Raw genomic sequence first — 26942 nt, forward strand, 5'->3', positions numbered from 1 at the left:
CTGAAGATCAACTATCCATCAGGCCCGGAAGTTCCTGCCTCTCCGTCACCGTGAGGTTACAGATCGGCAGGTCGGCGCCTGACCTCAGGTCCTCTCTAGTGTTGCGCTCTATGGACTGGCGAGCGTGGCATGCGAAGTACGACGTCCCGGGATCGGAGCTGTCGCGGCGGCTGGCGGCGGTGCAGGAACAGGTACGGGCGGCGCTCGACCGTGCTCCCGCCGGGCCGGTGCCTGTGGTCAGCCTGTGCGCAGGACAAGGCCGGGATCTCCTCGAGGTGATCGAGGACCATCCGCGCGGGGCGGACGTCCGCGCGCGGCTCGTCGAGCTGGACCCTGAACTCGCAGCCACGGCCCGGGAGCGGGCACCGGACCAGGTCGAAGTGGTCACGGGTGACGCGTCGCTGACCGATCAGTACGACGGCATGGTCCCGGCCGAGTTGGTGCTGCTGTGCGGGATCTTCGGCAACGTGTCCGACGCGGACATCAAGCGGACCGTCGAAGCGATGCCGCAGTTCTGCCGGACCGGCGGCACGGTGATCTGGACCCGCCACCGCGAGGACCCGGACCTGGTGCCGACGATCTGCGACTGGTTCGAGGCGCGCGGCTTCGAGCAGGTCTGGCTTTCCGACCGGGACGCCGGTTTCGGGGTCGGCGTGCACCGCTTCACCGGCGTACCGGAGCCGCTGGTGACGGGAGAGAGCCTGTTCAGCTTCGTCCCGGCCGGAGCATGAGCAGCCCGAGCAGCAGCAGTACGGCGAGCGCGAGGTACCCGGCGTCGAGTACGGCGACCGTCGCGATCGCGGCGACGAGCAGCGGACCGCCCGCGTCGCCGAGCTCGCGGCCGAGCTCGGCCGTCCCCATGGTCTGACCGAGCCGCTCCGGCGGCGTACTCGCCGCGAGCGCCGCGAAGCCGAGCGGCGTGATCACGCCGGTTCCCGCGCCGATCAACGCCGCCGCGAGCAGGAGGAACGGCACACCGGGCAGGGCTGCGCACACAAAGCCGGCCGCCGCGAGGATCAATCCGAGTGCGATGCCGGCGCGGGTCGTCAGCCGGCCGGCGTCGAGCGCACGACCGCTGCGTGGCTGTACGACGGCCGCGGTCGCGGCGAGCAGCGACACCGCCGCTCCGGTCGCGACGGTGCCGAGCCCGTCCGCGGCGCCGGTCACCGGCAGGAACCCGACGCCGACGGACAACGCGGCCGTCGCGGCAGCGAGTGCCGTCGTCGGACGAAGGAACTGCGGATCGGTGATCCGGCGCGCGAGGTCCAGCACGGTCTGCCGCGTCCGCGGCAACGGGGGCACAACCGGTACGGCGATCAGCGCCCAGACGGCGACGCCTGCGGCGAGCACTGTCATCACCGCGAACAGCAACCGGAAGCCGCCGAGCCACACCAGCCCACCACCGAGCAGCGGGCCGGCCGTGTAGCCGATGCTCTTGTAGAACCCGTAGCTCCCGAAGGCGCGTCCGTGCTTCGCCGAAGGATTCAGACGCGCCACGAGTGCTGAAGCCGCGGGGGAGAAGGCCGAGGCCGCGGCACCCTGGCCGAGGCGCGCGACCCACAACCAGCCCGGTCGGTCCACGAGCACATAGGTGCCTGAGGCAACGGCGAAGCCGACCAGCCCGAACAACAGCATCGGGCGCGCGCCGATCCGGTCGGCGATCGTGCCGAACACCGGCTTCAGGAGCACCTCGGCCCCGTCGTACAGCGCGAGCAGGAGACCGAGCGTGAGCAGCGAGGTGACGGCATCGGCGGACGAGCCGCCGAGGTTCGCCGCGACCGCGTGGGCGCCGAAGGCGGTCGTGAAACCGGCCGCATACAGCGGCCACATCGTCCTCACGCGTGCCCCGGAAGCTGATGCAGCGCGCGGAACACGAGTTCCGCGTAGTCCTCGCAGCGCGCGACGCAGTCCTTGAGTCGGGCGGTCGCCTGCGCGGACTCCGGCGTACCGAAGACGTCGCGGCCGGTCAGATCGCGATGCCAGCGGCGGAGACGCTCGAGGCTCTGTTCCTCCTCCTCGAGCTCGGCGAGGGTGAACTTCTCGATCCGGATCTCCTTGGCGAGCTCCTCCTCGAACTTCGTGCAGTCCGCCAGGAACTCGGTCCAGTCCGCGCGCCGCGCCTCGTCGTACAGCCGGCGCAGCCGGGCTGCGTCGTCAGCGCTCCGGCCGGTCGCGTCGAGCACCGTGACCTCGCCGTCCGCACGGGCCACCAGCTCGGCCGTCCGCTGCATCGAGGCCTCGAACACGGGAAGCTGGGGCACCGCCCAGACGCCTTGCCCGAGCGACAGCGCCCCCGCCTTCCGCAGCTCCCGCCACACTGCCACGCGATGCCGAGAGGGCTCCGCGGGGATCCGCACCACAAGCACCAGCCACCGATCCGTCACAGCAGTAAATGTAGCGGCTGTTACAACGCCTGGGAACCTCGACACCGCTTGAGACATCAGTTATGTTACATAAACGATGTCATATCGCTTCGGAGGTGTGCTCGATGAACGAGACCGCTGAGCGGTTGCTGGGGTCGGCGGGCCGGTTGTCGCGGGACCCGGAGACGGAGATCGACTGGGACGCGCCGATCGGCGACGGGTACGGGATGTCGCCGGAGTGGAGCACGCTGTTTGCGACGCCGTACTGGGACGAGCTGACCGAGGCGCAGCGGCGGGAGCTGACCCGGCACGAGGCAGCGTCGGTGGCGACGACCGGGATCTGGTTCGAGCTGATCCTGCAGCAGCTGATCCTCCGCGACGTGTACGACAAGCCGGCCCGGAGCGCCGAGTTCCAGTGGGCGCTGACCGAGATCGCCGACGAGTGCCGGCACTCGATCATGTTCGCCCGCGCGACCGAGCGGATGGTCGAGCCGTCGTACCGGCCGCGGCTGCCGGCGCGCGAGCTCGGCCGGATGTTCAAGACAGTGGCCACCGGCGAATCGGCGTACGCCGCGATCCTGGTGGCGGAGGAAGTGCTGGACGTCATGCAGCGCGACTGGATGCGGGACCGCCGGGTCGAGCCGCTGGTGCGCACGGTGAACCACATCCACGTCGTGGAGGAGTCGCGGCACATGGTGTTCGCGCGCGAGGAGACCCGCGAGCGGCTGGCCGGTGCGGGACGCGGACGGCGCTGGGTGAGCGCGCTGGTGATCGCGATCGCCGCCGACATGATCGTGTCGAGCATGGTCGGCAGGGACGTCTACGCGAACGTCGGACTGGACGTCGACCGCGCCGTCCGGGAGGCGCGGCACAATGAGTACCACCGGTCGTTGTTGCGGACCAGTTGCGCGAACCTGATGGACTTCCTCGGCTCGGTCGGGCTGCTCACGCCGGCAGCGGCTCGGGTGTACCGGCGGACCGGTCTGCTGTGAGTTACGCGATCTCGGGGGAGTGCTGCTCGGACGCGAGCTGCGTCGCGGTCTGCCCGATGAACAGCATCCACCCGGCGCCGGGGGAGCCGGGGTTCGGCACCGGCGCCGGCCTGTTCATCGACCCGCGCACGTGTATCGACTGCGGCGCGTGCGCCGACATCTGCCCCGTCGACGCCGCGAAGCCGGCCGATCGGTCGGCGCCCGAGGACGTGCAGCGCAACGCGGCGTACTTCGCGGAGCGCGAGCCGCTGGAGGCCATGGATCTGGACAGCTGGGAGCCGCCGTCGTACGAGGTGCGCGGCGGCGGGCCGCGGCGCGTCCTGGTGGTCGGCGCCGGACCGGCCGGTATCTACGCGACCCGCGAACTGTTGCTGCGGACAACGGCCGAGGTCACGCTCGTCGACCGGCTGCGGCACGTCGGCGGCCTGGTGCGGTACGGGGTGGCGCCGGACCATCCGCAGACCAAGCAGATCATCGACACCTTCGAGCGGATCGCGGCACACCGCCGGGTGCGGTGGCGGCCCGGGACGGACGCGGCAGCGCTGCACGGGTACGACGGCGCGTTGCCTGCGGGCTATGACGCTGTAGTTCACGCGGTCGGCGCCCGGCGGAGCCGGCAGCTCGGCATCGCAGGTGAGGAGGCCGCCGTCGCGGCCGAGGATTTCGTTGCCTGGTACAACGGACGCCCCGGCGCGGCGGCTCCCGCGGACCTGGTCGGCCCGCGTGCGGTGATCGTCGGCAACGGGAACGTCGCACTCGACGTGGCCCGGATCCTGCTGAGCGGCGAGCAGCGGTTGCGCTCCATGAAGGTTCCGTCAGACGTGCGCGCGGCGCTGGCTGCGAGCGGTGTGAAGAAGGTCGTGCTGGTGGGCCGACGCGGGCCGGACGAGGCGGCGTACACGCTGTCCGCCCTGCAGGAGCTGCAGGCGGCGGTCGGCGACCGCGTCGAGTTCCGGTACCACGCCAGGCCGGCCGCCTGGACCGGTGACGGCCTGGTCCTCGACACCGGTGAGACGATCGCGGCGAGCCGTCTGTTCACCGCGATCGGCTTCGAGGGCCGGCCGATCGACGGTCTGCCGTTCGACGCGGACCGCGGCATCGTCCCGAACGTCCGCGGCGCCGTCGTCGACCGGCCCGGTCACTACGTGGCGGGCTGGATCAAACGCGGCGCGCGCGGCGGGATCGGGGTCAACAAGGCCTGCGCCCAGGAGACCGTGCGGACGCTGGTCAGCTCTGCCAGGGGCTGAGCTTCTCCGGGTTCCTGATCGCCCAGATGTTGGTGATGCGGTCGTCGGCCACGTCGAAGGCGATCACGGTCTCGATGACGCCGTCGAACTGGATCACGAGGCCCGGTTGCCCGTTGACCGTGCGCTCGAGGAGCGTCCTGCCGAGCCGGAACACCGGGAGGTCCGCGAAGTACTGCGCGACGTCGGCGCCGCCGTGGACCGGCGCGAGTGAGGCGGCCACGATGCCGCCGCCGTCGGCGACCGCGGTGACCTCGGGGTCGAGCAGCGTGACGAGCGCGGCGATGTCGGTCGCCTCCCAGGCCGCCTTGAACTCGCGGACCAACTCCGCCCGGCGCGCGGACGGCGCCGCCGGGTGCCCGGCGTCCCGGATCCGCCGGCGGGCCGACGAGGCCAGCTGCCGGCAGGCCGCCGGTGTCCGGCCGACGATCTCGGCGACCTCCGGGAACGGGTAGCGGAACACGTCGTGCAGGATGAACGCCACCCGTTCGGCGGGCGTCATCGCATCGAGGACAACCAGGAACGCCATGTTCACCGACTCGTCCAGCGTGACGCGGTCGGCCGGATCGGTGCTGCCGGTCTGGCCGGCCTGCCACTCGGCGGTCTCCGGCAGCGGCTCCGGGATCCACTCACCGACGTACCGCTCGCGGCGGGCGCGCGCGGACCGCAGCTGGTCCAGGCAGATCCGGCTCGCGACCTTGGTCAGCCACGCCGCCGGGTTCTCGATCGCCCGCTGCTCGTCCGGCGTCATCGCGTACCAGCGCGCGTAGGTCTCCTGGACCACGTCCTCGGCGTCGGCCAGCGAGCCGAGCAGCCGGTAGGCCAGGTTGATCAGCTGCCGCCGCTCGCTCATGATCGCGCTCAGCCCGGGCTCACTCATCTCGGTCCTCTCGTCCATACCCCGTACGACGCAACAGGCCCGCGAAGTGTGAGGTCTGACAGTTCGCGGCGGCGTCTCGTCGTAGGGAGCATGACCACACACACCACGTCACACAACGCTGTTTCCGAGGTCGAGATCCGCGAGCGCGTCGAGGTCCTGCTCGACGCGGTCCGGACCGGCGATCTGGACGCCGTCAAGACCATCTTCGCGCCCGGCCTGGTCTCCTTCGACATCGAGCCGCCGCTGCGGCACCTCGGCGCGGAGAAGAAGTGGGCGAACTGGGAGCGCGTCTTCACCGTCTTCGAGACCCCGCTGGAGTACGAGGTCCGCGACCTCACCGTCCTCGTCGACGGCGACCTGGCCGTCGTCTACTCCCTCAACCACATGAACGCCGCGCTGAAGCCAGGCGGCAAGATCGACTACTGGCTGCGCTGGACCGCCGCGTGGCAGAAGATCGACGGCCAGTGGCTGATCGTCCACGACCAGGTCTCCGTCCCGACCAACTTCGAGACCGGAACAGCGGCGATGGACCTCATGCCCTGAGGCGAGCCCGGCCGACGATGTGGGGGCTGGCGGGCGTGACGCGGTCGGGTGGGAAGCGGAACTCGTCCAGGTCCTCGATCTCGAAGCCCGCGGCCGTGATCGCGGCCGCGGTGTCGCGGTGGGTATGGCAGCCGCCGACGAACAGCGGCCACAGGGTCGCGTCGGCGAGCCTCTGCACGGTCGCGAGGCGGGTACCCGGCTTGGCTGCGACATGTTCGTAGAACCGGAGTTCGCCGCCGGGGCGCAGCACCCGCCGGGCCTCGGCGAGGGCCACCTGCTGGTCCGGCACCGAGCAGAGGACGAGCGAGACCACGACGACATCGGCTGACGCGTCAGCGGCCGGCAGGCGGTCCGCCGTACCTTGGACGACGTCGACGTCGACCGGCGCGGACTCGGCCTGCCGCTCGGCCTGGGTGCGCAGGTAGGGTTCGGGCTCGACGGCCAGCACGCCGGTCACCTCGGGCGGGTAGTGCGTGAAGTTGCCGCCGTCCCCGGCGCCGACCTCGATCACCCGGCCCGCCGCGCCCGTCAGCAGACGGCGACGGTGCTCGGCGGCGCCCTGCTGGTCGAGGGCCGGCCGGGCCTTGGTGTAGATCCGGGCGAAGAGCGGATGTTTCATGCTCTCCACCCTCTCAGAGTGTCGGATCGCGGCAGCCGCCGATCGTCTCCAGAGTGACCGCTGTTCGTCACCATGAGGAGAAGAACCATGCCTACGACCGTGCCAGGCACCGTGAAGATCGTCGACGTCGTCGTGTCCGACCTCGGCGCCGCGATCGAGTTCTACCGCCGCTTCGGGCTCGAGTTCGAGCGCGATCAGTACATGCCGGACGACCACGCCGGCTGCGACCTGCCGAACGGTCTGCATCTGATGCTCGACACCGACGAGGCACGCGGCAAGATCACCGCCGGCTGGACACCGCCGGCGACCGGCCGGATCTTCCTGACCTTCGAGTACGGCAGCCCGGCGGAGGTCGACACGGCGTACGCCGACCTGGTCGGGGCCGGCGTACCGAGCCTGCAGGAACCGTTCGACGCGCCGTGGGGGATGCGTTACGCGACCGTCGCGGATCCGTCCGGGAACGGTGTCGATCTCTACGCCGCCCTGCCCGCTTCGTGAGCCAGACTGTCCGGAAAGGAGGTGCGTGGGTGAAGTACGTGCTGATGTTCATCGAGACCGAGGAGTTCGCGAAGGAGTTCGCGGCGCTGGGACCGGGCGAGCGTGAGGAGGCGTACCGGCGGGTGTACCAGTGGTTCGAGGATCACAAGGACAAGATCACCGACCGCGGCTCCAAGCTGCAGGGCCCGGAGACCGCGACCACGGTCCGGCTCGACGGCGGACGCGTGATGACCACCGACGGGCCGTTCATCGAGGGCAAGGAAGTCGTGTCCGGGTTCACCGAGATCGAGGTCGAGGACCTCGACGAGGCATTGCGGATGGTGCGCACCTGGCCGGCCTGCCCGGTGGTCGAGATCCGGCCGGTCGAGCAGATGTGACGACGCCCGAGGACGAGCTGGCCCGCGTGGTCCGGGACCACGCAGGCCGGCTCGCCGGTGCGCTCGTGGCGCTGCTCGGCGACTTCGCCGCCGCGGAGGACCTGGTCCAGGACGCGGTCGAGATCGCGCTCAAGCGCTGGCCTGTCGAAGGCATCCCGGAGCGGCCGGACGCCTGGCTGTTCACGGTCGCGAAGCGGCGCGGTCTCGACGTGCTGCGCCGGCAGCAGAACTACCGCGCCAAGCTGGCCGCGCTCGAGCCGCCGGTGCAGCCGCCGCCGGACGACAGGTTGCGGCTGATCTTCACCTGCTGCCACCCGGCGCTCGCGCGGGAGGCGCAGGTCGCGCTGACGCTCCGCGTGGTGTGCGGCCTGACGACCGCCCAGATCTCGGCCGCGTTCCTGGCATCGGAGTCTGCGGTCGCGCAACGGATCACCCGAGCGAAGCGGAAGATCACCGACGCGGGCATCCCGTACCGCATCCCGCGTGCCGACGACCTGCCCGAACGTCTCGACGAAGTGCTGACGGTGATCTACCTGCTCTTCAACGAGGGCTACCTGTCGAGTACGGCGGACCGTGCGCACTCGCGGGATCTCGTCGACGACGCCGAATGGCTGACCGCACTGCTGCACGGCCTGCTGCCCAACGAACCCGAGGTGGGCGGCCTGCTCTGCCTGATCCGCCTGCACCGGGCCCGGACGGCGGCGCGCTTCACGCCGGACGGCGACATCGTGCTGCTCGAGAACCAGGACCGCACCTTGTGGGATCACGCCGCGATCACCGAAGCGACCGCACTCCTGACCCGCACCGCACGCCGTCATCACGCACCCGGCCCGTACCAGCTGCAGGCCGCCATCGCGGCCTGTCACAGCGAGGCCCGTACCTGGTCCGAGACGGACTGGCCGCAGATCCTCGTCCTGTACGACATGCTGCTCACGTTGCAGCCGACACCCGTCGCCGGACTGCACCGGGCCATCGCGCTGTCGTACGTCCGTGGGCCTGCGGACGCTCTCGCTGAGCTCGACGGGCTGGCGGGCGATCTCGAGCACTACCCGCTGTTCCACGCGACCCGGGCCCAGCTGCTGCGCGATCTCGGCCGCGACAGCGAGGCCCGGGTCGCCGACGGTCGCGCGGCGGAGCTGACCACCAACCCAGCACAGTTGGGGCTGCTCAACGCGCGGCTGGCCCGCTGACCGAGCATCCTTGCTCCATGGGTGCGGAGGGGCGCGGGGAACGGCTGTGGTTCCTCGACTGGCTGCGGGTGCTGGCGGTGCTCGGGGTGTTCGCGTTCCACACGCTGCGGCCGTTCGACGACGGCGACTGGCATGTGAAGAACGCGGAGACCAGCGAAGGCATCTCGATCGGGATCACGTTCCTGGGACTGTGGGGGCTGGCGTTCTTCTTCATGATCTCCGGCTGCGCCGCGTGGCTGGCCCTGCGGTGGCGGACCGCGCCGCAGTTCCTCCGCGAACGGTCGCTGCGGTTGCTGGTCCCGTTCGTCGTCGCGTACGTGCTGCTCTCGCCGTTGCAGTACTTCATCGAAGAACACCACAAAGGGCGCTCGACGGCCGCGTTCCTCGACGACGTGCGGACGTTCTTCGGCGATCTCGGCGGTGATGCACCGCTGTGGCTGCGCGACACGTACCACCTGTGGTTCCTCGTCTACCTGATCCAGTTCGCCGTGCTCGGGCTACCGCTCTTCCTGCTCCTGCGCGGCCAGACCGACTGGATCGCGCGGCGCTGCCGGCGGCGCGGATCGATCCTGCTGCTCGCCGTACCGCTCGTGCCGATCCATCTGCTGCTGCTCGCCGCGCCCGGTCCGGAGCACGGTTGGGGCGAGTTCGTGTTCTTCTTCGACTTCTTTGTCGTCGGCTACCTGGTGATGTCGGACGAGCGCCTGCTGGCAGCGGTACGACGAGACGCCGTACCGGGGCTGCTGCTCGGCGCCGGTGCTTTCGTGCTCGGCGTCGTGACCGGCATCATCGACTTCCTCGACGGCTGGTGGCCGGCCCCGGGCTACTCGTGGGCGTACCTGTGGTACTCGCCGCTCATCACGCTCGCCGTGTGGGGCTGGCTCGTCGCGGTCCTCGGCCTCGGTCTCCGCGCGCCAGCACTCCAGCGTCCGCTACCGCCCACGCTCGCGCGGGCCGCGATGCCGTACTTCATCGTCCACCAGCCGGTGATCCTCGCGATCGCATACGTCGTCGTCACCTGGGACGCGGGCATCGGGCCGAAGTACGCCGTACTCCTGCCCACCGCCTTCGCCCTCTCCGCGCTGCTCGCCTGGCTGCTCTCGTCCCTCCCGGTCGTCTCCCAGCTCTTCGGAGTCAAGCGGACCTAAGTCCGATGCCGTGAGGTCAGTCGTGGACGCTTGGGGGTTGACCCCCGAGTTGGTGGGTTGGCCCCTCGCATTCTGGGGGGTCAACCCGCAAGCTGAGGGGTCAACCCCGGTGCCGTCGAGTTGGCGGTCCAGGCCTTTGTCTACACGCTCCGGAGCACGGAGACGACGATGCCGAGGATGGTGGCGTTGTCGCCGTCGATGACCTCGTACGCCGGGTTGCGCGGCTCGAGGTAGACGTGGCCGTTGCGACGGCGGTAGACCTTCACGGTCGCCTCCTCGTCGATCATCGCGGCGACGATCTGGCCGGAGTGGGCCTCGGACTGCTGGCGCACCACGACGATGTCGCCGTCGCAGATGGCGGCGTCGATCATCGACTCACCGCGGACGCGCAGGCCGAACACGTTGCCGCGGCCGGTCAGTCCGCGGGGGAGCTGGAGGACGTCGTCGACGTGCTCGACCGCGGAGATCGGCGTACCGGCCGCGATGTCGCCTACCACCGGCACCGGCACGTTGTCGTCGCCCGTGGCGCGCGCGGCCGGCTCCTGCAGGAACATCCGCACGTCGATCGGCCGGGAGACCGACGGGCTGCGACGGAGGAACCCTTTCTCCTCCAGACTGGCCAGGTGCTTCGACACCGATGACGAGGAGCGCAGCCCGACCGCGTCGCCGATCTGCCGGCTGCTGGGTGGGTATCCGTGCCGCGTCACCCAGTCCCGGATCACCACCAGGATGCGTTGCTGCCGCTCCGGGAGCGCGCCGGTGTCCAGGTCGCCGAACAGGTCGAGATCAGTCACCGCGAAATCCTAGAGCGCCGAGGTCCGGGAACCGCGCTCCGACCCGCCTCGGAAAAGAAGTGGGTGGCGGGGTGAAGCACGTGCGAGGCTGCGGGGCATGGACGAACTGTCGGATCAGGTGCTGGATGCTTTCGGGCTGGTTGAGCCCGCGGTTCGGTTGCCGGGCGGTCAGGAAGAGACCTGGAGGTCCGGCGCCGTCGTGCTCAAACCCGCGGGCGCGGAGACGGCCTGGCGGGCCGAAGTGCTGAGCGCGTTGCCCGAGTCCAAGGAGTTCCGGGTGGCTCGGCCGGTGCGGGCTCGCGACGGCAGGTGGGTCGCGTCGGGGTGGGAAGCCAGTGAGCTGCTGGCCGGTGCCACCGACGTGCGGCGGCAGGACGAAATCCTCACCGCGGCCGCTGCGTTCCACGAGGCCGTGGACGAGGTGCCGCGCCCCGAGTTCCTGGACACACGGCACGATCCCTGGGCGGACGGCGATCGGATCGCGTGGCGCGAGGAGTCGATCGGCGGCAGCCCGGCGTACGCCGAGCTCGTCGGGCCGCTCGTCGCGGCGTGGCGGCCCGTTGAGCTGAGATCGCAGGTCGTGCACGGGGATCTGCCGGGGAACGTGATGTTCGCCGACGGGCTCCCGCCGGCGATCATCGACTGGTCGGTGTACTGGCGGCCGCCGTCCTGGGCGGCGGCCGTCGCGGTCGCCGACGCCTTGTGCTGGTACGGCGCCGCGCCCGAACTCGCCGCACGGTGGGCACATCTGCCGGAGTGGGGCCAGATGCTCGTGCGAGCGCTGATCTATCGGATGACCACGGACGAACTCGCCGGTGGCGCCGCGGCGTGGACGGACAGCCGGCGCGCGAGCTATGCGCCGGTGATCGAGCTCGCCGTCTCGTACGCCGGCTGACCGGTTGCCCGCGCCCTGCCCGCGGCCCGGGCGGCGAGCGGGACGGTGCCGAGGGCAAGGACCCCGAGTGCGGCGCCGATCCAGCCGACGGCGGAGTAGCCCGCGCCGGCGTCGAGGGCCAGGCCGCCGAGCCAGGGGCCGACCGTGATGCCGACGTTGAACGCCGAGATGTTGAACGCGGCCGCGAGCGTGGGCGCGGAGCCGGCGACGCTGAACACCCGCGAGTTCACCGCCGGGTTGGTGGCGAAGCCGAAGGTGCCGACGCCGATGATCGCCGGTACGGCGAGCGACGGCGTGGCGGTCGCGACTGCGACGACGACCGCGGCGGTGATCACCCCGGTCAGGCTGATCACGAGCGTGCGGAACGGGCGCCGGTCCGCGGTCCGTCCGCTGATCGTGATCCCGGCCAGCGCGCCGACGCCGTACAGCGCCAGGATCACCGGCACCCAGGTCGCGGACAGGCCGGTCGTCCCGGTGAGCAGCGGAGCGAGGTAGCTGAAGATCACCAGGATCGCGCCGGTCGACAACGCCGTCGTCGCGTACGCGAGCCACAGTTGCGGGTTCGCCATGCTCCGCAGCTCGAGACGCAACCGCGGCGCCTCCTTCGCGCGTCCGCCGGGGATGGTCGCGACGACGCCGGCGATCGCGACGGCCGACAGTACGGCGACCGCCCAGAACGCCGATCGCCAGCCGAGGTGCTGACCGAGCAGCGTGCCGGCAGGCAGTCCGACGATCGTTGCCACGGTCAGGCCGCCGGCCAGGATGCTCATCGCCTTGGCCCGCGCCGCCGGTCCCGCGAGTTCGATCGCGGTCACGGACGCGACCGCCCAGAACCCGGCGTACACGAACGCCCCGGCCACGCGGGTCGCGAGCAGCACGCCGTACGACGACGTGAGCGCGCCGGCCACGTGAGTGAGCGCGAAGACGGTCAGGAAGGCGAGCATCGCGGCGCGCCGGGACCAGCGCAGCGTGCTGACGGCGAGGATCGGGGCGCCGACGAGCATGCCCACCGCGAACGCGGAGATCAGCAGACCGGCGGCCGGGATCGAGACGTCCAGGTCGGTCGCGATCTCGGGCAGCAGACCGGCGAGCATCAACTCGGACGTGCCCTGGGCGAAGATGGCGAGCCCGAGCAGATAGACAGCGCGAGGCATGGGAGTCCTCTCGGAATTGGAATGAGCGGTGCAAAAAGCGGGCGGACAGCTGCCCGGAGGAGGTGCGGTTCAGAAGCTGCGCAGTGTCGCCTCGACGACGACCCGCTGGCTGTCGGCGGTCGCGCCACGGCGGGCGGCGACGCGCAGACCGCCGAGAACGGTGAAGACGTACGTCGCCAGACCAGCGGCGTCCTGCTCCGGATCCACCTCTCCGGTGGCCTGTGCCGCCCGGATGGCCGTGGTCAACGCGGCGAGCTTGACGTTGTGGTCGCGGTCGAGGAGCTCGACGATCCCGGCGTCCTTGGGGCCGAGCTCGACGATCGTGTTGATCACGAAACAGCCCGCCGGGTCGTCGGGATCCGGCTCCACCGCCGTCCACAGGATTTGCCGCACCCGCTCGCGGATCGGCAGCGTCGCGTCCTGGATGACCTCGAGCTGGGCGGCGGTGAAGCGATCGGCGTACCGCCGCAGGGCGCGGTCGAACAGGTCGCGCTTGCTGGTGAAGGTGTTGTAGATGCTGCTCCGGCCGAGGCCCGTCGCCGCGCAGAGGTCCTGGGTCGAGGTGGCCTCGTAGCCCGATGTCCAGAACACTCGCATCGCGGCATCCACGGCGCGGTCCTCGTCGAACGTCCTCGGTCTCGGCATGCCGCCGAGCATAGCACGTTATGGACTGATCGATCCAAAACATCCTGCCCGTCGGAAGGTCCGCCCCCGCCGATAGCATCTGCGCATCGAGGCGAGTGCCGGAAGCTCTTCGACAGTGCGGCGGCGCTCGCCTTCACTTGGGGGTACCGTCCATCGATGAACTGAGGAGCATTGTGAGGTTGTTCAGACCTGGGGTGCTGGCACTTGCCCTCGGCCTGGTCGCCGGAGTCGCCGCGAGCGCCCCGGCCACCGCTGAAGACACGAAGACCGTCTCCTACCGCGGCTATCAGGTGACTGTGCCGGCCAGTTGGCCGGTCGTCGACCTGGCCGCGACTCCGTCCGCGTGCGTCCGGCTCGACCAGCCGGCCGTGTACCTCGGCCACAGCACCGAGCAGGCCCACTGCCCGGCGCACCGCGTCGGCCGCAGCACCGGCCTCATCCTGGAGCCGCTGACCACGGCGCAGCCGTCCACCGACGGCCTGCTCCGCCGCGCGGTCGCGGACGCCGGCGTCCTGGCGACGGCGTACTACGCGCCGGGCGCCGAGCAGACGGCGAGCGACCTCCTCGCCACCGGCCGGGTGGTGACGAAGACATCCTCGGCGCGGGTCGCCCAGGAGGCCGCGGTGACGCCGACGATTGTTGCGACGGGCAACTACGCGGGCGACGGATTCGACGCCTGCACGGCGCCGCCGCAGAGCACCATGGATGCCTGGCGCCCGAAGTACCAGGGGGTCGGCATCTACATCAGCGGCGGCTTGCGCGCGTGCGCGCAGCCGAACCTGACGTCCAGCTGGGTCGCGACGAACGCGAGCAAGGGCTGGCAGTTCCTGCTGATCGACGTCGGTCTGCAGGCGCCGTGCACGACGTACAACAGCCGGATGTCCTCGGTCGCGTCGACCGCGCTGATCCAGGGCAAGAATGCGGCGATCAACGCGGTCGCGGCGGCGCAGGCGCTGGGGTTCGCTCAGCGGAGCGCGATCTACAGCGACATCGAGGCGTACACGTCGACGGCCGCTTGTGACGCCGCGGTGCTGTCCTACCTGAGCGGGTGGACGCAGGAGCTCAACGCCCGCGGGTACGTCGGCGGTGCGTACGTCGGCGCCACCTCCGGCGCGAAGGCGCTGGTCGGCGCGTACGCGAACACGGCGTACACGCGTCCCGACAACATCTGGGTCGCGCAGTGGAACCGCACGCCGGGCACGATGTCGATCCCGGCGACGTACTGGAGCAACCACCAGCGCGTCCATCAGTACGACAACGTCACCGAGACCAACGGCGGCGTGACGCTGAACATCGACAAGGACTACCTGAACCTGACGGCTCCGCCGCCGCCGGTCACCAGCTTCACCGTGACGGGTGGCGTCGCGGCCGCCACGTTGCGCTGGACGCAGCCTGCCAACGTCACGCTCGGGCAGATCATGGTCCGCGCCGCGTCGGGCTCGACCCCGCCGCAGCTGCCGACCGCGGGTACGCCGATCTACAACGGCACGGCGAGCGTCTTCACGCACACCGGGCTCGCGAACTCGGCCAGCTACGCATATCGGGTGTGGGTGAAGAACAGCGCCGGCAAGATCAGCCCAGGCGTCGATGTCCGGCTGGTCGGGACGAAGGCGACGTTCGGTGCGAGTTCGGCGTCGATCATGTACACCGGTGCAGTGACGCTGTCGATGGGCGTCTCGCGGCTGGACGGTGCGGCGAAGATGGCCGGCGTGCCGGTGGTGCTGTACTCGAAGGCCAAGAACGCGACCAAGTGGTCGACAGTCGGGTCCTTCACGACCGACGCCAACGGGGTCGTCTCGACGTCGCAGAAGCCGGCTGTGTCGACCTACTACATGTGGGGCTACAACGGTGGCGCCGGCCTGCTCGGGACGCGGAGCGCCGCGGCACTGGTGCAGGTCCACCCGGCGATGTCGGCGTACCTCGTTCCGGGCGCGATCACGCTCGGCGGCTCGAGCCTGCTGTACGGCTACCTGAACCCGGCACACGCCGGTACGACGGCGTACCTGCAGCGTCGTTCGGGGACGTCGTGGGTGGCCGTGACGACCGGGACGCTGACGACGAACGGCAAGTACGCGTTCAGCCTCAAGCCGACCGCGCGTGGCACGTACACCTACCGCGTGGTGTGGCTGGCCGACGCGGACCACCAGGGCACGCAGACGGCGTCGAAGGTGCTGACGGTCGGCTAAGCCCTAACCGGCGAGGTCGGCCGCCGCACGTCGCGCGAGTTCGATCGCGTGCGCCGCCAGCGGTGAGTGGGTGCGGCCGGCCAGCCACAGCAAGAAGATCTCCCGCGGCGGGAGCTCTGGCGTGAGTTCATGCAATGCCAGGCTCTCGTCGTCCCGGAGTACGGCGAGACGCGGCGCCAGAGCCGCACCGAGACCGGCCCGGACCATCGCCAGCAGCGCCTCGTTGCCCTCGGTGCGGAACACGAACTGCGGGTGGATGCCGCGGGCGTTCAGGAAACCCTCGACGACGGCCTGGTGGCAGATCGCGGGGTGTGCGACGAGCGGAAGCCCGTCGAGCTTGTCGAGTGGGATCGGTCCGGCCGGGAAATCGCCGGGGCGCGCCACGAGCACGTACGGGTCGTCGAGCAACTTCAGGTCCTCGATGCTGTCTGCGGTCCGCCCGTCGAAGAACATCAGGTCGAGCCCGGTCAGATCGGGATCGTCGGTCTCCTCCTCGAACAGCCGGATGTCGCAGCCCGGATGCGCGTCGCGCAGGTCCCGGATCACCCGCGGCAGCAACGTGTTCGAGACGGTCTGGAAGGTGCCGATGTCGATCCGGCTGTCGCCCGCCCGGAACCGCTCGATCCCGTCGCGCATGTCGTCCGCGCGGCGCAACAACTCCCGGCCGTGCCGCAACACAACGGCGCCGAGCGGAGTGATCCGGACCGGTTTCGGACCACCCGGCCGGTCGAACAGCGGACCGCCGGCGGTCTTCTCGAGGACGGCGATCTGCTGGCTGACGCTCGACTGGGTGTACCCGAGCCGGTTCGCGGCCCGTCCGAACGACCCCTCGTCGGCGACGGCGGCCAGCGTCGCCAGATGACGCAACTCGTACATGGGCCGAATTCTATCGTCAATGGCGATCGCTTTGATAAGAATCAATCGCTTTTCACGATGATGCACCGGATCCTACGGTCGTGTCATGACCACTTACCGAGTCCATGACATCGAGCTCTGCGCGGAGACCTACGGCGACCCGGCCGATCCCGCGATCCTGCTGATCCACGGCGCCGGGGCGTCCATGCTGTGGTGGGATGCCGAGCTGTGCGCCGAGCTTGCGAGCCGCGGCCGCTTCGTCATCCGCTACGACCAGCGCGACACCGGTCGCTCGACGTCGTTCCCGGTCGGCGCGCCCGGGTACGCGATGAGCGACCTGGCCGCGGACGCCGTCGGGCTGCTCGATGCGCTCGGCGTCGCGCAGGCGCACGTGGTGGCGCAGTCGATGTCCGGCGGTACCGCGCTGATGCTCGGCCTCGACTACCCGTCGCGCGTGGCGTCGCTGACGTTCGTGTCCAGCAGCAGCGGTGACGAGGGCCTGCCGCCGCCGTCGGCGGACATGCCGCGGCTGGGCACGCCGGACTTCGGTGATGCGGCGGCTGTCGAGGAGTACGTCGTACGCTCGATCGAGGCCGAAGCAGCAGGCCACTTCGACGAGCCGGCCGCGCGGGCGTTGGTCCGCGCGGACATGGCTCGCACGAAGGACTACGAGGCCGCGCTGACGAACCACTTCGCAATGGACTTCGATGCCCCGCGTCACGGGGGCTTCGGCGACCTGGCAGTGCCGGTGCTCGTCCTGCACGGGGACGCCGACCCGCTGCTGCCGCTGCCGCACGGTGAGTCGATCCGTGACGCGGTGCCCGGGGCCCGGCTCGTTGTCCTGCGCGGCATGGGTCACGGATTGTCGGCGCCGTACTGGAAGACGTTCGTGGACGAGGTGACGCGATGAAGTACGCGATCTGGTTGCCGCTGTTCGACGAGTTGTCCGACCCGCTGCTGGTCGCGCAACTGGCGGCGGCGACGGAGGAGGCCGGGTGGGACGGGTTCTTCCTCTGGGATCAGCTGTGGTGGCGGCCGCCGGTGCGGGAGGTCTCGGATCCGTGGATCACGATGAGCGCGATGGCGACCGCCACGGAACAGCTGCGGATCGGTCCGATGGTCTCGCCGATCGCCCGCCGGCGGCCGGCCAAGCTGTTGCGCGAGACAACGACCTTGGACCGGCTCTCGGGCGGACGGCTGATCCTCGGGGTCGGGCTGGGCAGCGACCGGTTCGCGCAGGAGTACTCCAGGACCGGCGAGGAGATCGACGACCGGATCCGCGCCGAGCGGATGGACGAGACGCTCGAGATCCTCACCGCCGGGTGGACCGGGGAGCCGGTGCGGCACCACGGCAAGCACCTCCTGGTCGACGACGTGCAGTTCCTGCCGCGCCCGGTCGCCGGCCGGGTACCGGTGTGGCTCGCGGGTTTCCCGGGCAACGCGAAGCCGGTCCGGCGCGCGGCACGGTACGACGGCTTCTTCCCGGTCAACCTCACCTCGCCGGAGCAGGTGGCGGCACCGGCCGCCGTACTGCGTGATCTGCGCGGCGACCTGGACGACTACGACATCGCGGTCGCGCTGGAGCCGGACGTCGATCCGCGTCCGTACGCCGATGCGGGCGCGACCTGGTGCCTGATGGACGTCGACCCGGTGACGTTGCAGCTCGCCGACGTCCGCGCACTGATCACCGCGGGTCCGCCGAAATAGCGCGTGTGCTGGACGGCTCCTCGGGTACCGGATGACGTCCCTGCTACCCGAGAGGAGTTCACGATGCCGAAGATCGCGTTCCTGGTCGCTGCCGAGGGGATCGAGCGGGTGGAGCTCACCGAGCCCTGGAAGGCCGTGAAGGATGCCGGCTACGAGCCCGTCCTGCTCAGCCCCGAGACCGGTCAGGTTCAGACTTTCAATCATTTGACCGCCGCGGAGACGGTGCCGGTCGATCAGGCTGTCGGCGATGCGTCGGTCGACGACTTCGTCGCGCTCGTGCTGCCCGGGGGAGTGGCGAACCCGGATGCGCTGCGGACCGACGAGAAGGCGGTCGGATTCGTCAAGGACTTCATGGCCTCGGGCAAGCCGGTCGCGGCGATCTGTCACGCGCCGTGGACGCTGGTCGAGGCGGACGTCGTGCGCGGGCGGCGGATGACGTCCTGGCCGAGTCTGCGGACGGATCTGCGCAACGCGGGCGCCGACTGGGTGGACGAGTCCGTCGTCACGGACGGCAACCTGATCACCAGCCGCAAGCCCGACGATCTGCCGGCCTTCAGCAAATCGCTACTGAGCGCACTCGGCTGACCGGGGTGTTGCTCCTCGGAGCATAGGTGTCTAATCGAAGGGATGCTGTAGTTCGGGAGGGTGCATGGCCAGTGTCAGCGGGCATGCCGGGGTCACCGAGCGCACCGGAACCGCCGCGGTCCAGGAGAGCAGGCGGCCGCTGGGAAAGGTGATCGGCCGGCTGTTGTCGACGACCGACCACAAGGTGATCGGCCAGTTGTACCTGGTCACGTCGTTCGCGTTCTTCCTGATCGGCGGCGTGATGGCGCTGGTGATCCGCGCCGAGCTGGCCGAACCGGGTCTGCAGATCGTGAACGAAGAGGTCTACAACCAGCTCTTCACGATGCACGGCACGATCATGCTGCTGCTGTTCGCGACGCCGCTGTTCGTCGGCTTCGCCAACGTGATCATGCCGGTGCAGATCGGGTCGCCGGATGTGGCGTTCCCGCGGCTGAACATGTTCAGCTACTGGCTGTTCCTGTTCGGCGGCCTGATCACGCTGAGCGCGTTCGGCACGCCGGGCGGCGGGGCCGACTTCGGCTGGACGGCGTACGCGCCGCTGTCGGGCGGGGAGCGCTCGCCGAGCGTCGGCGGTGACCTATGGGTGATGGGTCTGTGGATGGCCGGCCTCGGCACGATCCTCGGCGGCGTCAACTTCATCACCACGATCATCACGATGCGCGCACCGGGTATGACGATGTTCCGGATGCCGATCTTCACCTGGAACGTGCTGGTCACGTCGATCCTCGTGCTGATCGCGTTCCCGATCCTGGCGGCGGCGCTGCTCGTGCTGGAGGCGGATCGTGCACTCGGCGCGCATGTGTTCGACGCCGCGAACGGCGGACCGCTGCTGTGGCAGCACCTGTTCTGGTTCTTCGGGCACCCCGAGGTCTACATCATCGCGCTGCCCTTCTTCGGCATCATCACCGAGATCCTGCCGGTGTTCAGCCGCAAGCCGATCTTCGGGTACTACGGCCTGGTCGCGGCGACCCTCGCGATCGGGGCGCTGTCGATCGCGGTCTGGGCGCACCACATGTTCGTCACCGGCGGCGTGAACCTGCCGTTCTTCTCGTTCATGACGTTCCTGATCGCGGTCCCGACCGGGGTGAAGTTCTTCAACTGGATCGGCACGATCTGGGGCGGGTCGGTGTCGCTGGACACGCCGATGCTCTGGGCGGTCGGCTTCCTCGTCACGTTCCTGTTCGGCGGTCTGACCGGCATCATCCTCGCGTCGCCGGCGCTGGACTACCAGCTGAACGACACGTACTTCGTGGTCGCGCATTTCCACTACGTCGTGTTCGGCACGGTGGTGTTCGCGATGTTCGCCGGGTTCTATTTCTGGTGGCCGAAGCTGACCGGGCGGATGCTGGACGAGAAGTGGGGCAAGCTGCACTTCTGGCTGCTGTTCATCGGCTTCCACACCACGTTCCTGGTGCAACATTGGCTGGGCGTCGAGGGAATGCCGCGGCGGTACGCCGACTATCGGGCGAACGAGGGCTTCACGGTGCTGCACCAGGTGTCGACGGTCGGCGCGATCATCCTCGGGATCTCGACGTTGCCGTTCTTCTACAACATCTACAAGTCCCGCCGCTCGCCTCGCGTCGAGGTCGACGACCCGTGGGGCTGGGGCCGGTCGCTCGAATGGGCCACCAGTTGCCCGCCGCCGCGGCACAACTTCGTCAGACTGCCCCGGATCCGCTCGGAGTCCCCAGCCTTCGACCTCCACCATCCATCACTGGCGCTCGCCGAGTACGCACACAACCCGACGCCTGGAGGCAAGCTGCTGGACGCGGGAGAGGACCAGGGGCGGGTCGAACATCTGAAGGGCGAGACCGAGGACGAGACCGAGCAATAGTCAGGCCGGCAAGCGCTCGAGGAGGCGGGTCAACTCCTGCTCGGTCCGCTGCGGCGACGGGCTGGTGGACGCCAGCAGGTCCAGGGCCTGGGTGTAGGCCTCGACGTCGTCGCGCTTGTCCAGGTAGAGCGCGCTGGTGAGGTGTTCCAGATAGACGATGTCGGGCAGGTCGCGCTGCGGGAAGCGAAGCAGGCTGAACGCACCTCCGGTGGCGGCGTGACCTGAACTCTCCAGCGGGATGATCTGGATCGTCACGTTCGGCCGGGTGATGGCTTGGCGCAGGGCGTCGAGCTGGTCGCGCAGCACCTCGGTGCCGCCGATCGGACGATGCAGGACGGCCTCTTCGATGACGGCCCAGAGCTTGAGCGGCGGCTCGCGGTCGAGCACCCGTTGCCGTCGTCTGCGCAGGGCGACGAGCCGCTCGATCTCACTGTCGGTGCGCTGGCCGCCGGGAGAGAGCCGCGCGACGGCGCGCGCATACTCCGCGGTCTGCAGCAGGCCCGGGACGAACTGGATCTCGTAGGTGCGGATCAGCTCGGCGGTGGCCTCGAGCCCCAGATACGCGTCGAACCACTCCGGCGTCACGTCGCCGTACCGATGCCACCACCCCGGGTCGTTGGCCTCGCGCGCGAGTGCCAGCAGGCGATCCCGCTCACGCGCGTCCTGCACGCCGTACAGGGTCAGGAGGTCGGCGACGTCGCGCTCCTTGAACCCGACCCGCCCGAGCTCGAGCCGGCTGATCTTCGACTCCGAGGCCCGGATCGCCCAGCCGGCATCGGTGCGGGAGACGCCGGCGCGCTCACGCAGCTCCCGCAGATGACCACCCAACATCATCCGCAGAGCCGTCGGCCCCACCACACTCCGCCCCGCCATACCCCGAGTCTACATGATTATCGAACAAATGTTCCCATGCAGTCTCAGCTCACCCGGGTCCCCACTGTCATGTCTCAAGACATGGGTGACGCTTCCGGGGCACTTGGTGGTGACACTTCTTCGGCCCGGCGCGCAAGGCATGTCTTTCCGGATCTGGATCCGAATTGAGGACGTATCCTTGCCGGCCGATGCCAGGCTAGGCGACTCGCTGCCAGGATGATCCCCATGACGAACTGGACCTCGCTTCGAGATGCCTACGGCGCGGCTGGGCCCGTCGGAGCGCTCCTTGAGCGTGCCGACACAGACGATCGCGCGGTCTGGGACGAACTATGGTCGCGGCTTTGCCACCAAGGCACGGTTCAGACCGCCAGCTACGCCGCACTGCCCCGGCTCGCAGAGTTGGCGGCCCGCCAGGATCCGTCCGGCTGCGTCGAGCCCCTGTTTCTGGCCACTTGCATCGTGGCATCAACTGACGGCCCAGAGGAGCCAGCGACCGTTCGGGCCCGGCATGCCGACACGATCCGGGCGCTGCATGACATGGCCGAGGGACTTGTGTCGCTCGCCGCCGACGACACCGACTTCATCTACCGAGCACAAGCCGTCTTGGCGACTGAGAGCGATTCGGTGTGGGCGACGCGCCTGTACGCCCTACCGAATCAGGAGCTGGAGTTCGCCTGCCCCAGCTGTGACGAGCAACTCCTCATGAGCCTCGAAACCACGCCGGCGCACGTCAAGTCGTTCGACGACGCTTCTGTGGGACACACGACGGTTGCGCCATCCGACCCAGGCCAGCTCACAGGCAGCGAGGCGCGTGTCCACAAACTGGCAACCACCCACCAGCGAGTGCGGGTTGCCAGCCAACTGCTGGACCTTTTCGGCACCTTCCAGCGCCCAACTTGCCACTTCACAGGGCGTACGGCTGCGGCGCTCAGCTGACTGCACGAGCCGCCCAGTCGATTCGCACGGATCTGCCGCTGTCCGTGAAGCACGGAACTGCCGATGCGAGGATGCACCGCACGCCCGTCGGCAAAGCTGGGCAGGATAGGACCATGAACCGTGTCGCCGAGATCGGAAATGTCGGAGTCAGCATCACTTTCGAGTGCGCTCATCGTCAGCCCGGTGGAGCCGTCGAGCTTCTCGACGTGACCGTCCGAGACAAGGACCTGCAGGCTGGAAAGTCAGTCTATGAGGGCTACTCGGACGGATTCGAACTACTTGCACGCTTCTTCGACGACCTGGCAGCGTCTTGGCGCGGATGGACTGGTGAGCGTGTCTACGAGTCCATCGAGCACGACCTCCGAATAGTCGCAACTCACGATGGTCACGTTCGGCTGCGGGTTCGACTCTGGCAGTCTGCCGATCCTGACGGATGGACTGTGGAGACCGTCGTCGCGCTCGACGCTGGTGAACAGCTCAGCCAGGCGGCTAGGGACATCGCTTCGGTGGTTCGTGCCTGACCGCAGGCTTCCGCATCTGCCGCTGTGAAGCACGAATCTGATGAGCGGTAACCAGGATCAGGTCGGTGGCAGAGGTCCAAGCACGGCGAGGGCGGCGACGACGACGGCCTCGTTCGGCGCGAGGAATACGGTGCAGGCCGGGTAGCCCGTAGCGCCGTCTACGCCCACGAGGCGTAGGGACGTGTGAGGCGTCGCCTCTAGACGTTGCACGGTCTCCCGGACTCCCAATGTCGGCAACCCAATGTCTTCAACGTGGCCGGCGCGGCGGCGGTAGATCGTCAAGAGGTTCGAGGTCGGCACCGGATCCCAGTCCGCCCAGTCGGCATGAACGCTCGCTTCTGGCTCGTCGAAGACCGCCAGGCATGTCTCGACGGCCTGTCCGTGCGCGTCGGTCAGCGCGCGCTTGAGGTCATCTGGAGTCACGACGACATCATCGCCCAAACGCACTCTCATGCCGCTGTCGGGGAAGCACGGAACTGCCGATGAGAGCGCAGCCGACATACTGATGATCGGCCTTCAGCCTGGGTTGTCCCACGAGACCCTCCGCCAGGCAACGTTGCCCCTGGGGCGGTGCGGGACGCCAACAATAGGCGGGATATCTACTGCTGCGAGAGCAGTTCGATGCGTCGGCGGAGTTGCTTGGGAAGGTACAGACCCGAGTACAACATTCCGGCCGCAGTGAGCGCATACAGCACAGCCAAGAGTGAGCCCGACAGCGCCGCTCCTACGGAACCGATCGCCATCATTCCGCCGAGAGCCGTGGTGAGCCTGGGTCCTGGCTGCCAGCGGGACCTGATCAGGCCCTTGGAGGCGATCCGGAGGGCCGCGGCCCGGACCTCGGGATCGTCCGGTACCGGTCCACGCACAGCCGTGCGCCGCGCGAGCGCCGCATTGTCAGCGGATAGACCGCCCTCGAGTTCGTCGCGGCTACGCCGCCAGCCGGGCTCCAACCACCAAACGGTCCCCGTAGCGACAATCGTGCCGATGATGGCCACAATCCCGGATCTTGCCCAGCTAGCCTCGGTGACCACCTTGACCCAGAGCCCAACCGCCACGCCGCCGACCACGCCATACCAGACCGCGAACAGCCACCTGGGTGGATCAGCGAGGTATCTGTGCACGGGGTTGATGATCCCCGAACCGACCCGCTGCGCGCTACCGTCTGCAATGCCGGCGCCTTGGAGGATCGCAAGGCGGCGCCAGGATCGATCCCAACAGCAATGACACAAGCAGCCGATGAGCGGCGGAGCGAACTAGACTGCTCACGAGCCCACCCAAGGCGCATCTACCCGGTAAGGTTGCGCCCTGCCCGCTGTTCGGTGAGGGTGGCTGCCCGTTCGAGCCGGGCCGGGTCCGGGGAACTCACTCCTCAGCGGGAGGTGTCGGGGTTCCCACCCACCGGACCGAGGACGCGTCCGCTCATACCCGCTGTCGGTGAAGCACGGATCTGCCGAGAACAGTGCACGCGATCTTGGGGCGATGTCGAGTGCCTACGATCGCCCGGACGGAGCGAGTCGACCGCTAGCCGACGTTTATCTTGAAGGTTGACGCCTCTCCCTCCTTGGTGGTCAGCGTGACTACTCCGAAGGTGATGATCGGAATCGAGACGGTTCCTGTGCCTCGGTAGAAGCCTGTTGCCCGAGTGATTCTCACGGCGAGGGCAGCAAGGGTGGCGGCCATGTCGTCATCGGCCTCGACCTTCGGCTGGGTGAGACCGTGTTGGCCGTGCGCCGCGGCCCAATCGCGAATGGCGCGCGAGTCCCGGCTCACCTCGGGAAGGATGGATTCGTTGGCCCACGCCCAGAGCCAGGAGGCCGCCGAAGGGTTATAGCTGCCGATGATCTGTGCCGGGGCCGTAGCGGTCTTGTCCGGGAAAGTCCAGGTGATGATGCCGGTGCGCTGGTCGAGACCCCAACGGTCCGCCGTGCCCAGCCCCCAGGACATGTGCGCCTGAGCGAGCTGGCCGATCATGTCCTCTCCCTGCAGTAGCAGCGTGCCCAGGTCTACGTGTTCAGGCTCCGAGGCTCTGCTGTCCGGACCACCGTTACGCCTAAGGAATCCCATCGGTGGCAGTCTTCCACAGGGCCCGTGCGTTGCTTCCGGCATCCGGATCTGCCGCCGTCAGTGAAAGCGGCAGACCTGTCCGATTTCAAGGACGCCTGGGATCGGGCCGGCGGCCGTGGAGCTGGCTCGGCGGCCGGGTGGTTACAGTCGGGTCATGGGTGATCTGAACGACCCTGAGGACTACTGGCTGGAGGGTGGCGTCGACGCCCAGACGATGGGCGTCGAGAACGGCTTTCGGCAGGAGGTCGACCGGATCGTTTACCTGCTTGGTACGGACGAGTCGTGGCTGGCCTGGTGGCGAAGGACCAGCAACGCGCCGGTGCTGGAGATCCACATGATCGTGCTCAGAGCGGCGTACAACGGGGCGGTTGAGGAGCGTGTAGTTCGCGGCCGGAAGCGGCATCTCGTGGCCATGCGCATCGACTTCCGCAAACTCGAGGCGCTGGAGCCCGACGAACGCAGACTGCTTGCGCTGCCGGCGGTTCTGGAGGGCGTAGCGCGCGTACAACGGGCCCTGAACCTGTCCGGTGAGCACCCAGCGATCCCGGACAGCCTGCGGCCCGCCCCGCTCGCCGCCGGGACGCTGCGCCGCACACGTCTGCGCGAACTCCGCGGCGAGACGAATGCTCCCTTATCGCAGGACGCGTTCCCCGATCGAGGCGACAGGCAGCTCAGCACGCCGACGGTGCGATCGGTACTGCGCCCAGAGATGACGCGGTCGACATCACTTCCCGCCGTCGCCTCGCAGAAGCCCATCATGGGGCCGCTCGTCGTCGAGATCCACGTTCCGTTGAACGGTGCCGGCGGCATTGCGCCCGGCGACCCCGGGTATGAATTCGGCTGGATCGACGTCATCGAGGACTTTCTCGATGACGAGTCGAGCGATGGCAGCTTCGACATCTACGACGACGGCGAGGAGATCGACGGAGCCTATGTCTTCTTTGTTGCCGGCGCCCCCGAAGACATCCTGCTGAGCGTCGCCGCCAACGTCGCCGCACTACCCGGCGTCCCGTCCGGTGCCGTCGCCGTGGTCACCGACGACACGAGCGAAGAGGTAGGCGCGGGCCGCCGCGTCGCGCTCAGCTGAACTGGTCACCTCCGCGGAATCGAACGCCCGCTGTTCCTCCAGGCTGAGGCCCGAACGCACGCACATGCCGATGTGAGGATGTCGCCAGTCGCGATGCTCGTGCGCCGTCAAGGTGGCGATACACCTACGCTGAGGGAGATTCGCCAACCAACGCGATGTTGATGGTGTCCTCCGGGGAGAGTGTCGCCAGGTTTGGCGGCTCGCCTCCGCTCCGCGCCACGAGCGCGTCAACCGATTCCTTGAATCCCGCGACCCTATCGGTGATCGACAGGAAATCACCGCTGACATGGTCAACGTCCAACGTGATGAGGCGTTCGTCGTCCGGCGGCAGCAGCAACACGGAGATGCCCGCCCCCGTCAGCTCCGACCAGGGGTAGCCAAACGTCGTACCGGAATCGGTCAGCCAGACGCCGTCCTCGTCAACGATCACACGGTCGGTCACCTGTGTACCCTACCGATGCGCCATGGTGATGGCCTCCGTTGCGTGGCTCTCGCGCCGTCAAGGCGGTCAAGTAGTGGGCGGGTCCCGAGACCTCAGTCGCACTCTCATGCCGCAATGCGGTCCTCCGCCGACGACCTACAAATCACGCTCGAAGACATCGATCAAGGTGCTGACGACTCGCCGTGCCTGCTCCTGGGAGTCCGCGCGCTGCCACCGTGCGAGCGTGTCGCCGATGGCCTCGACCAATGGCTCGTCCTGATCGCTCCACGTCTCCAGGTGCAGAAGCAATTCCGCCTTGGCACGGTCATGCCGATTTGCGCTCGCCCGCAATCCTGCTGCCTGCACACCGAAGAATCACCCATAGTTCGATCGCGCGGTAGGCGAAGGCCCGGTCGACGACCTCCTGCGGGGTTGGGGGCCCTGACCCTGGTTCTTGGACACGCTGAATCCAGCATGTGCTGGGGAAGCGAGATGATTGAGAACTATGGCCCGCAAGAACTACTCCGAGGA

Annotated in this window: 31 protein-coding genes; 17 read left to right on the top strand and 14 right to left on the bottom strand. The window is 68.9% G+C overall.

What is annotated here, in order from left to right:
• Positions 1-110: 110 nt before the first annotated feature.
• Complete coding sequence (locus tag ABZX12_RS08925) at positions 111-731, top strand: class I SAM-dependent methyltransferase (RefSeq protein WP_355691243.1); 621 nt, start codon at positions 111-113, stop codon at positions 729-731.
• On the opposite strand, the gene ABZX12_RS08930 is transcribed toward ABZX12_RS08925, so the two are convergent.
• Entirely contained in the window at positions 706-1830 is a 1125-nt protein-coding gene (locus tag ABZX12_RS08930; protein ID WP_355691326.1) for an MFS transporter, read from the bottom strand. The two genes, ABZX12_RS08925 and ABZX12_RS08930, sit on opposite strands and share 26 nt — an antisense overlap.
• Positions 1831-1835: 5 nt before the next feature.
• Positions 1836-2384, bottom strand: coding sequence for a Chromate resistance protein ChrB (locus ABZX12_RS08935; protein WP_355691245.1), 549 nt, complete (start codon positions 2382-2384; stop codon positions 1836-1838).
• Between the two features lie 104 nt (positions 2385-2488).
• Here ABZX12_RS08935 and ABZX12_RS08940 point away from each other — a divergent pair, with 104 nt between their 5' ends.
• Together ABZX12_RS08940 and ABZX12_RS08945 are read left to right on the top strand one after the other, a co-directional pair.
• Entirely contained in the window at positions 2489-3355 is an 867-nt protein-coding gene (locus ABZX12_RS08940; protein ID WP_355691247.1) for a diiron oxygenase, read from the top strand.
• Positions 3352-4602: an FAD-dependent oxidoreductase gene (locus ABZX12_RS08945; protein ID WP_355691249.1), complete on the top strand. Its 1251-nt coding sequence runs from the start codon at positions 3352-3354 to the stop codon at positions 4600-4602. Before ABZX12_RS08940 ends, ABZX12_RS08945 begins: the two co-directional genes overlap by 4 nt.
• Here the strand turns inward: ABZX12_RS08945 and sigJ are convergent.
• Positions 4583-5479, bottom strand: coding sequence for an RNA polymerase sigma factor SigJ (sigJ, locus tag ABZX12_RS08950; protein WP_355691250.1), 897 nt, complete (start codon positions 5477-5479; stop codon positions 4583-4585). The genes ABZX12_RS08945 and sigJ overlap by 20 nt on opposite strands.
• A gap of 90 nt (positions 5480-5569) precedes the next feature.
• On the opposite strand from sigJ, the gene ABZX12_RS08955 reads away from it, so the two are divergent.
• Positions 5570-6022, top strand: coding sequence for a nuclear transport factor 2 family protein (locus ABZX12_RS08955; protein ID WP_355691252.1), 453 nt, complete (start codon positions 5570-5572; stop codon positions 6020-6022).
• Here ABZX12_RS08955 and ABZX12_RS08960 read toward each other — a convergent pair.
• Complete coding sequence (locus ABZX12_RS08960) at positions 6012-6641, bottom strand: methyltransferase domain-containing protein (protein ID WP_355691254.1); 630 nt, start codon at positions 6639-6641, stop codon at positions 6012-6014. The two genes, ABZX12_RS08955 and ABZX12_RS08960, sit on opposite strands and share 11 nt — an antisense overlap.
• Positions 6642-6728: 87 nt before the next feature.
• Between ABZX12_RS08960 and ABZX12_RS08965 the strand changes: the two genes are divergently transcribed.
• Genes ABZX12_RS08965 through ABZX12_RS08980 form a run of 4 tightly spaced genes read left to right on the top strand, consistent with a single transcriptional unit; the run spans position 6729 to position 9854 of the window.
• Positions 6729-7139: a VOC family protein gene (locus tag ABZX12_RS08965; protein ID WP_355691255.1), complete on the top strand. Its 411-nt coding sequence runs from the start codon at positions 6729-6731 to the stop codon at positions 7137-7139.
• Between the two features lie 29 nt (positions 7140-7168).
• A complete protein-coding gene (locus ABZX12_RS08970) occupies positions 7169-7516 on the top strand; it encodes a YciI family protein (protein ID WP_355691257.1) in 348 nt (115 codons plus the stop codon).
• Positions 7513-8706 (top strand): DUF6596 domain-containing protein, encoded by a 1194-nt coding sequence (locus ABZX12_RS08975; protein ID WP_355691259.1) that lies wholly within the window; start codon positions 7513-7515, stop codon positions 8704-8706. Before ABZX12_RS08970 ends, ABZX12_RS08975 begins: the two co-directional genes overlap by 4 nt.
• 17 nt (positions 8707-8723) lie before the next feature.
• Positions 8724-9854 carry an acyltransferase gene (locus ABZX12_RS08980; protein WP_355691261.1) on the top strand — a complete coding sequence of 377 codons (1131 nt, stop codon included), beginning with the start codon at positions 8724-8726 and terminating at the stop codon, positions 9852-9854.
• 140 nt (positions 9855-9994) lie between these two features.
• On the opposite strand, the gene lexA is transcribed toward ABZX12_RS08980, so the two are convergent.
• On the bottom strand, positions 9995-10648 hold the full coding sequence (gene lexA, locus ABZX12_RS08985) for a transcriptional repressor LexA (protein WP_355691262.1): 654 nt from the start codon (positions 10646-10648) through the stop codon (positions 9995-9997).
• Positions 10649-10745: 97 nt separating this feature from the next.
• Between lexA and ABZX12_RS08990 the strand changes: the two genes are divergently transcribed.
• Positions 10746-11543, top strand: a complete 798-nt coding sequence (locus ABZX12_RS08990) for a TIGR02569 family protein (protein WP_355691264.1) — start codon at positions 10746-10748, stop codon at positions 11541-11543.
• Here the strand turns inward: ABZX12_RS08990 and ABZX12_RS08995 are convergent.
• The gene (locus tag ABZX12_RS08995; protein WP_355691266.1) at positions 11501-12697 is read right to left on the bottom strand and encodes a Cmx/CmrA family chloramphenicol efflux MFS transporter; all 1197 of its coding nucleotides are present in this window, start codon (positions 12695-12697) and stop codon (positions 11501-11503) included. The two genes, ABZX12_RS08990 and ABZX12_RS08995, sit on opposite strands and share 43 nt — an antisense overlap.
• A gap of 69 nt (positions 12698-12766) precedes the next feature.
• Positions 12767-13342: a TetR/AcrR family transcriptional regulator gene (locus ABZX12_RS09000; protein WP_355691268.1), complete on the bottom strand. Its 576-nt coding sequence runs from the start codon at positions 13340-13342 to the stop codon at positions 12767-12769.
• Positions 13343-13515: 173 nt separating this feature from the next.
• Between ABZX12_RS09000 and ABZX12_RS09005 the strand changes: the two genes are divergently transcribed.
• Positions 13516-15528, top strand: a complete 2013-nt coding sequence (locus ABZX12_RS09005) for a DUF1906 domain-containing protein (protein ID WP_355691269.1) — start codon at positions 13516-13518, stop codon at positions 15526-15528.
• A 3-nt stretch (positions 15529-15531) separates the two neighbouring features.
• Here ABZX12_RS09005 and ABZX12_RS09010 read toward each other — a convergent pair whose 3' ends face one another.
• The gene (locus ABZX12_RS09010) at positions 15532-16404 is read right to left on the bottom strand and encodes a LysR family transcriptional regulator (protein ID WP_355691271.1); all 873 of its coding nucleotides are present in this window, start codon (positions 16402-16404) and stop codon (positions 15532-15534) included.
• Between the two features lie 85 nt (positions 16405-16489).
• On the opposite strand from ABZX12_RS09010, the gene ABZX12_RS09015 reads away from it, so the two are divergent.
• From ABZX12_RS09015 to ctaD, 4 genes are all read left to right on the top strand, one after another.
• Complete coding sequence (locus ABZX12_RS09015; RefSeq protein WP_355691273.1) at positions 16490-17293, top strand: alpha/beta hydrolase; 804 nt, start codon at positions 16490-16492, stop codon at positions 17291-17293.
• A complete protein-coding gene (locus ABZX12_RS09020; protein WP_355691275.1) occupies positions 17290-18090 on the top strand; it encodes an LLM class flavin-dependent oxidoreductase in 801 nt (266 codons plus the stop codon). Before ABZX12_RS09015 ends, ABZX12_RS09020 begins: the two co-directional genes overlap by 4 nt.
• A gap of 63 nt (positions 18091-18153) precedes the next feature.
• Positions 18154-18675, top strand: a complete 522-nt coding sequence (locus ABZX12_RS09025; protein WP_355691276.1) for a type 1 glutamine amidotransferase domain-containing protein — start codon at positions 18154-18156, stop codon at positions 18673-18675.
• A 64-nt stretch (positions 18676-18739) separates the two neighbouring features.
• Complete coding sequence (gene ctaD / locus ABZX12_RS09030; protein ID WP_355691278.1) at positions 18740-20509, top strand: cytochrome c oxidase subunit I; 1770 nt, start codon at positions 18740-18742, stop codon at positions 20507-20509.
• Here the strand turns inward: ctaD and ABZX12_RS09035 are convergent, their stop codons facing one another.
• Positions 20510-21382, bottom strand: coding sequence for a helix-turn-helix transcriptional regulator (locus tag ABZX12_RS09035; protein WP_355691280.1), 873 nt, complete (start codon positions 21380-21382; stop codon positions 20510-20512).
• A gap of 225 nt (positions 21383-21607) precedes the next feature.
• On the opposite strand from ABZX12_RS09035, the gene ABZX12_RS09040 reads away from it, so the two are divergent.
• Together ABZX12_RS09040 and ABZX12_RS09045 are read left to right on the top strand one after the other, a co-directional pair.
• A complete protein-coding gene (locus ABZX12_RS09040) occupies positions 21608-22318 on the top strand; it encodes a hypothetical protein (RefSeq protein WP_355691282.1) in 711 nt (236 codons plus the stop codon).
• A gap of 113 nt (positions 22319-22431) precedes the next feature.
• The gene (locus ABZX12_RS09045; RefSeq protein WP_355691284.1) at positions 22432-22839 is read left to right on the top strand and encodes a DUF6228 family protein; all 408 of its coding nucleotides are present in this window, start codon (positions 22432-22434) and stop codon (positions 22837-22839) included.
• Positions 22840-22896: 57 nt separating this feature from the next.
• Here the strand turns inward: ABZX12_RS09045 and ABZX12_RS09050 are convergent, their stop codons facing one another.
• From ABZX12_RS09050 to ABZX12_RS09060, 3 genes are all read right to left on the bottom strand, one after another.
• The gene (locus ABZX12_RS09050) at positions 22897-23262 is read right to left on the bottom strand and encodes a hypothetical protein (RefSeq protein WP_355691286.1); all 366 of its coding nucleotides are present in this window, start codon (positions 23260-23262) and stop codon (positions 22897-22899) included.
• A gap of 176 nt (positions 23263-23438) precedes the next feature.
• Positions 23439-23960 (bottom strand): hypothetical protein, encoded by a 522-nt coding sequence (locus ABZX12_RS09055; protein WP_355691288.1) that lies wholly within the window; start codon positions 23958-23960, stop codon positions 23439-23441.
• Positions 23961-24360: 400 nt separating this feature from the next.
• Positions 24361-24810: a DUF6882 domain-containing protein gene (locus ABZX12_RS09060; RefSeq protein ID WP_355691290.1), complete on the bottom strand. Its 450-nt coding sequence runs from the start codon at positions 24808-24810 to the stop codon at positions 24361-24363.
• A gap of 247 nt (positions 24811-25057) precedes the next feature.
• On the opposite strand from ABZX12_RS09060, the gene ABZX12_RS09065 reads away from it, so the two are divergent.
• Positions 25058-25990, top strand: a complete 933-nt coding sequence (locus ABZX12_RS09065; RefSeq protein WP_355691292.1) for a hypothetical protein — start codon at positions 25058-25060, stop codon at positions 25988-25990.
• A gap of 124 nt (positions 25991-26114) precedes the next feature.
• Here the strand turns inward: ABZX12_RS09065 and ABZX12_RS09070 are convergent, their stop codons facing one another.
• Both ABZX12_RS09070 and ABZX12_RS09075 read right to left on the bottom strand, forming a co-directional pair.
• A complete protein-coding gene (locus ABZX12_RS09070) occupies positions 26115-26432 on the bottom strand; it encodes a hypothetical protein (protein ID WP_355691293.1) in 318 nt (105 codons plus the stop codon).
• Between the two features lie 135 nt (positions 26433-26567).
• The gene (locus ABZX12_RS09075; protein WP_355691295.1) at positions 26568-26777 is read right to left on the bottom strand and encodes a hypothetical protein; all 210 of its coding nucleotides are present in this window, start codon (positions 26775-26777) and stop codon (positions 26568-26570) included.
• Between the last annotated feature and the right edge of the window lie 165 nt (positions 26778-26942).

Source organism: Kribbella sp. NPDC003505, from assembly GCF_040610875.1.
GTDB lineage: Bacteria > Actinomycetota > Actinomycetes > Propionibacteriales > Kribbellaceae > Kribbella.

Coding starts and splice junctions, on each gene's coding strand:
- ABZX12_RS08925 (WP_355691243.1), top strand. CDS start 111: ATGGACTGGCGAGCGTGGCATGCGAAGTACGACGTCCCGGGATCGGAG.
- ABZX12_RS08930 (WP_355691326.1), bottom strand. CDS start 1,830: ATGTGGCCGCTGTATGCGGCCGGTTTCACGACCGCCTTCGGCGCCCAC.
- ABZX12_RS08940 (WP_355691247.1), top strand. CDS start 2,489: ATGAACGAGACCGCTGAGCGGTTGCTGGGGTCGGCGGGCCGGTTGTCG.
- sigJ (WP_355691250.1), bottom strand. CDS start 5,479: ATGAGTGAGCCCGGGCTGAGCGCGATCATGAGCGAGCGGCGGCAGCTG.
- ABZX12_RS08955 (WP_355691252.1), top strand. CDS start 5,570: ATGACCACACACACCACGTCACACAACGCTGTTTCCGAGGTCGAGATC.
- ABZX12_RS08960 (WP_355691254.1), bottom strand. CDS start 6,641: ATGAAACATCCGCTCTTCGCCCGGATCTACACCAAGGCCCGGCCGGCC.
- ABZX12_RS08965 (WP_355691255.1), top strand. CDS start 6,729: ATGCCTACGACCGTGCCAGGCACCGTGAAGATCGTCGACGTCGTCGTG.
- ABZX12_RS08980 (WP_355691261.1), top strand. CDS start 8,724: ATGGGTGCGGAGGGGCGCGGGGAACGGCTGTGGTTCCTCGACTGGCTG.
- ABZX12_RS08990 (WP_355691264.1), top strand. CDS start 10,746: ATGGACGAACTGTCGGATCAGGTGCTGGATGCTTTCGGGCTGGTTGAG.
- ABZX12_RS08995 (WP_355691266.1), bottom strand. CDS start 12,697: ATGCCTCGCGCTGTCTATCTGCTCGGGCTCGCCATCTTCGCCCAGGGC.
- ABZX12_RS09000 (WP_355691268.1), bottom strand. CDS start 13,342: ATGCCGAGACCGAGGACGTTCGACGAGGACCGCGCCGTGGATGCCGCG.
- ABZX12_RS09010 (WP_355691271.1), bottom strand. CDS start 16,404: ATGTACGAGTTGCGTCATCTGGCGACGCTGGCCGCCGTCGCCGACGAG.
- ABZX12_RS09015 (WP_355691273.1), top strand. CDS start 16,490: ATGACCACTTACCGAGTCCATGACATCGAGCTCTGCGCGGAGACCTAC.
- ABZX12_RS09020 (WP_355691275.1), top strand. CDS start 17,290: ATGAAGTACGCGATCTGGTTGCCGCTGTTCGACGAGTTGTCCGACCCG.
- ABZX12_RS09025 (WP_355691276.1), top strand. CDS start 18,154: ATGCCGAAGATCGCGTTCCTGGTCGCTGCCGAGGGGATCGAGCGGGTG.
- ctaD (WP_355691278.1), top strand. CDS start 18,740: ATGGCCAGTGTCAGCGGGCATGCCGGGGTCACCGAGCGCACCGGAACC.
- ABZX12_RS09035 (WP_355691280.1), bottom strand. CDS start 21,382: ATGGCGGGGCGGAGTGTGGTGGGGCCGACGGCTCTGCGGATGATGTTG.
- ABZX12_RS09040 (WP_355691282.1), top strand. CDS start 21,608: ATGACGAACTGGACCTCGCTTCGAGATGCCTACGGCGCGGCTGGGCCC.
- ABZX12_RS09045 (WP_355691284.1), top strand. CDS start 22,432: ATGAACCGTGTCGCCGAGATCGGAAATGTCGGAGTCAGCATCACTTTC.
- ABZX12_RS09060 (WP_355691290.1), bottom strand. CDS start 24,810: ATGATCGGCCAGCTCGCTCAGGCGCACATGTCCTGGGGGCTGGGCACG.
- ABZX12_RS09065 (WP_355691292.1), top strand. CDS start 25,058: ATGGGTGATCTGAACGACCCTGAGGACTACTGGCTGGAGGGTGGCGTC.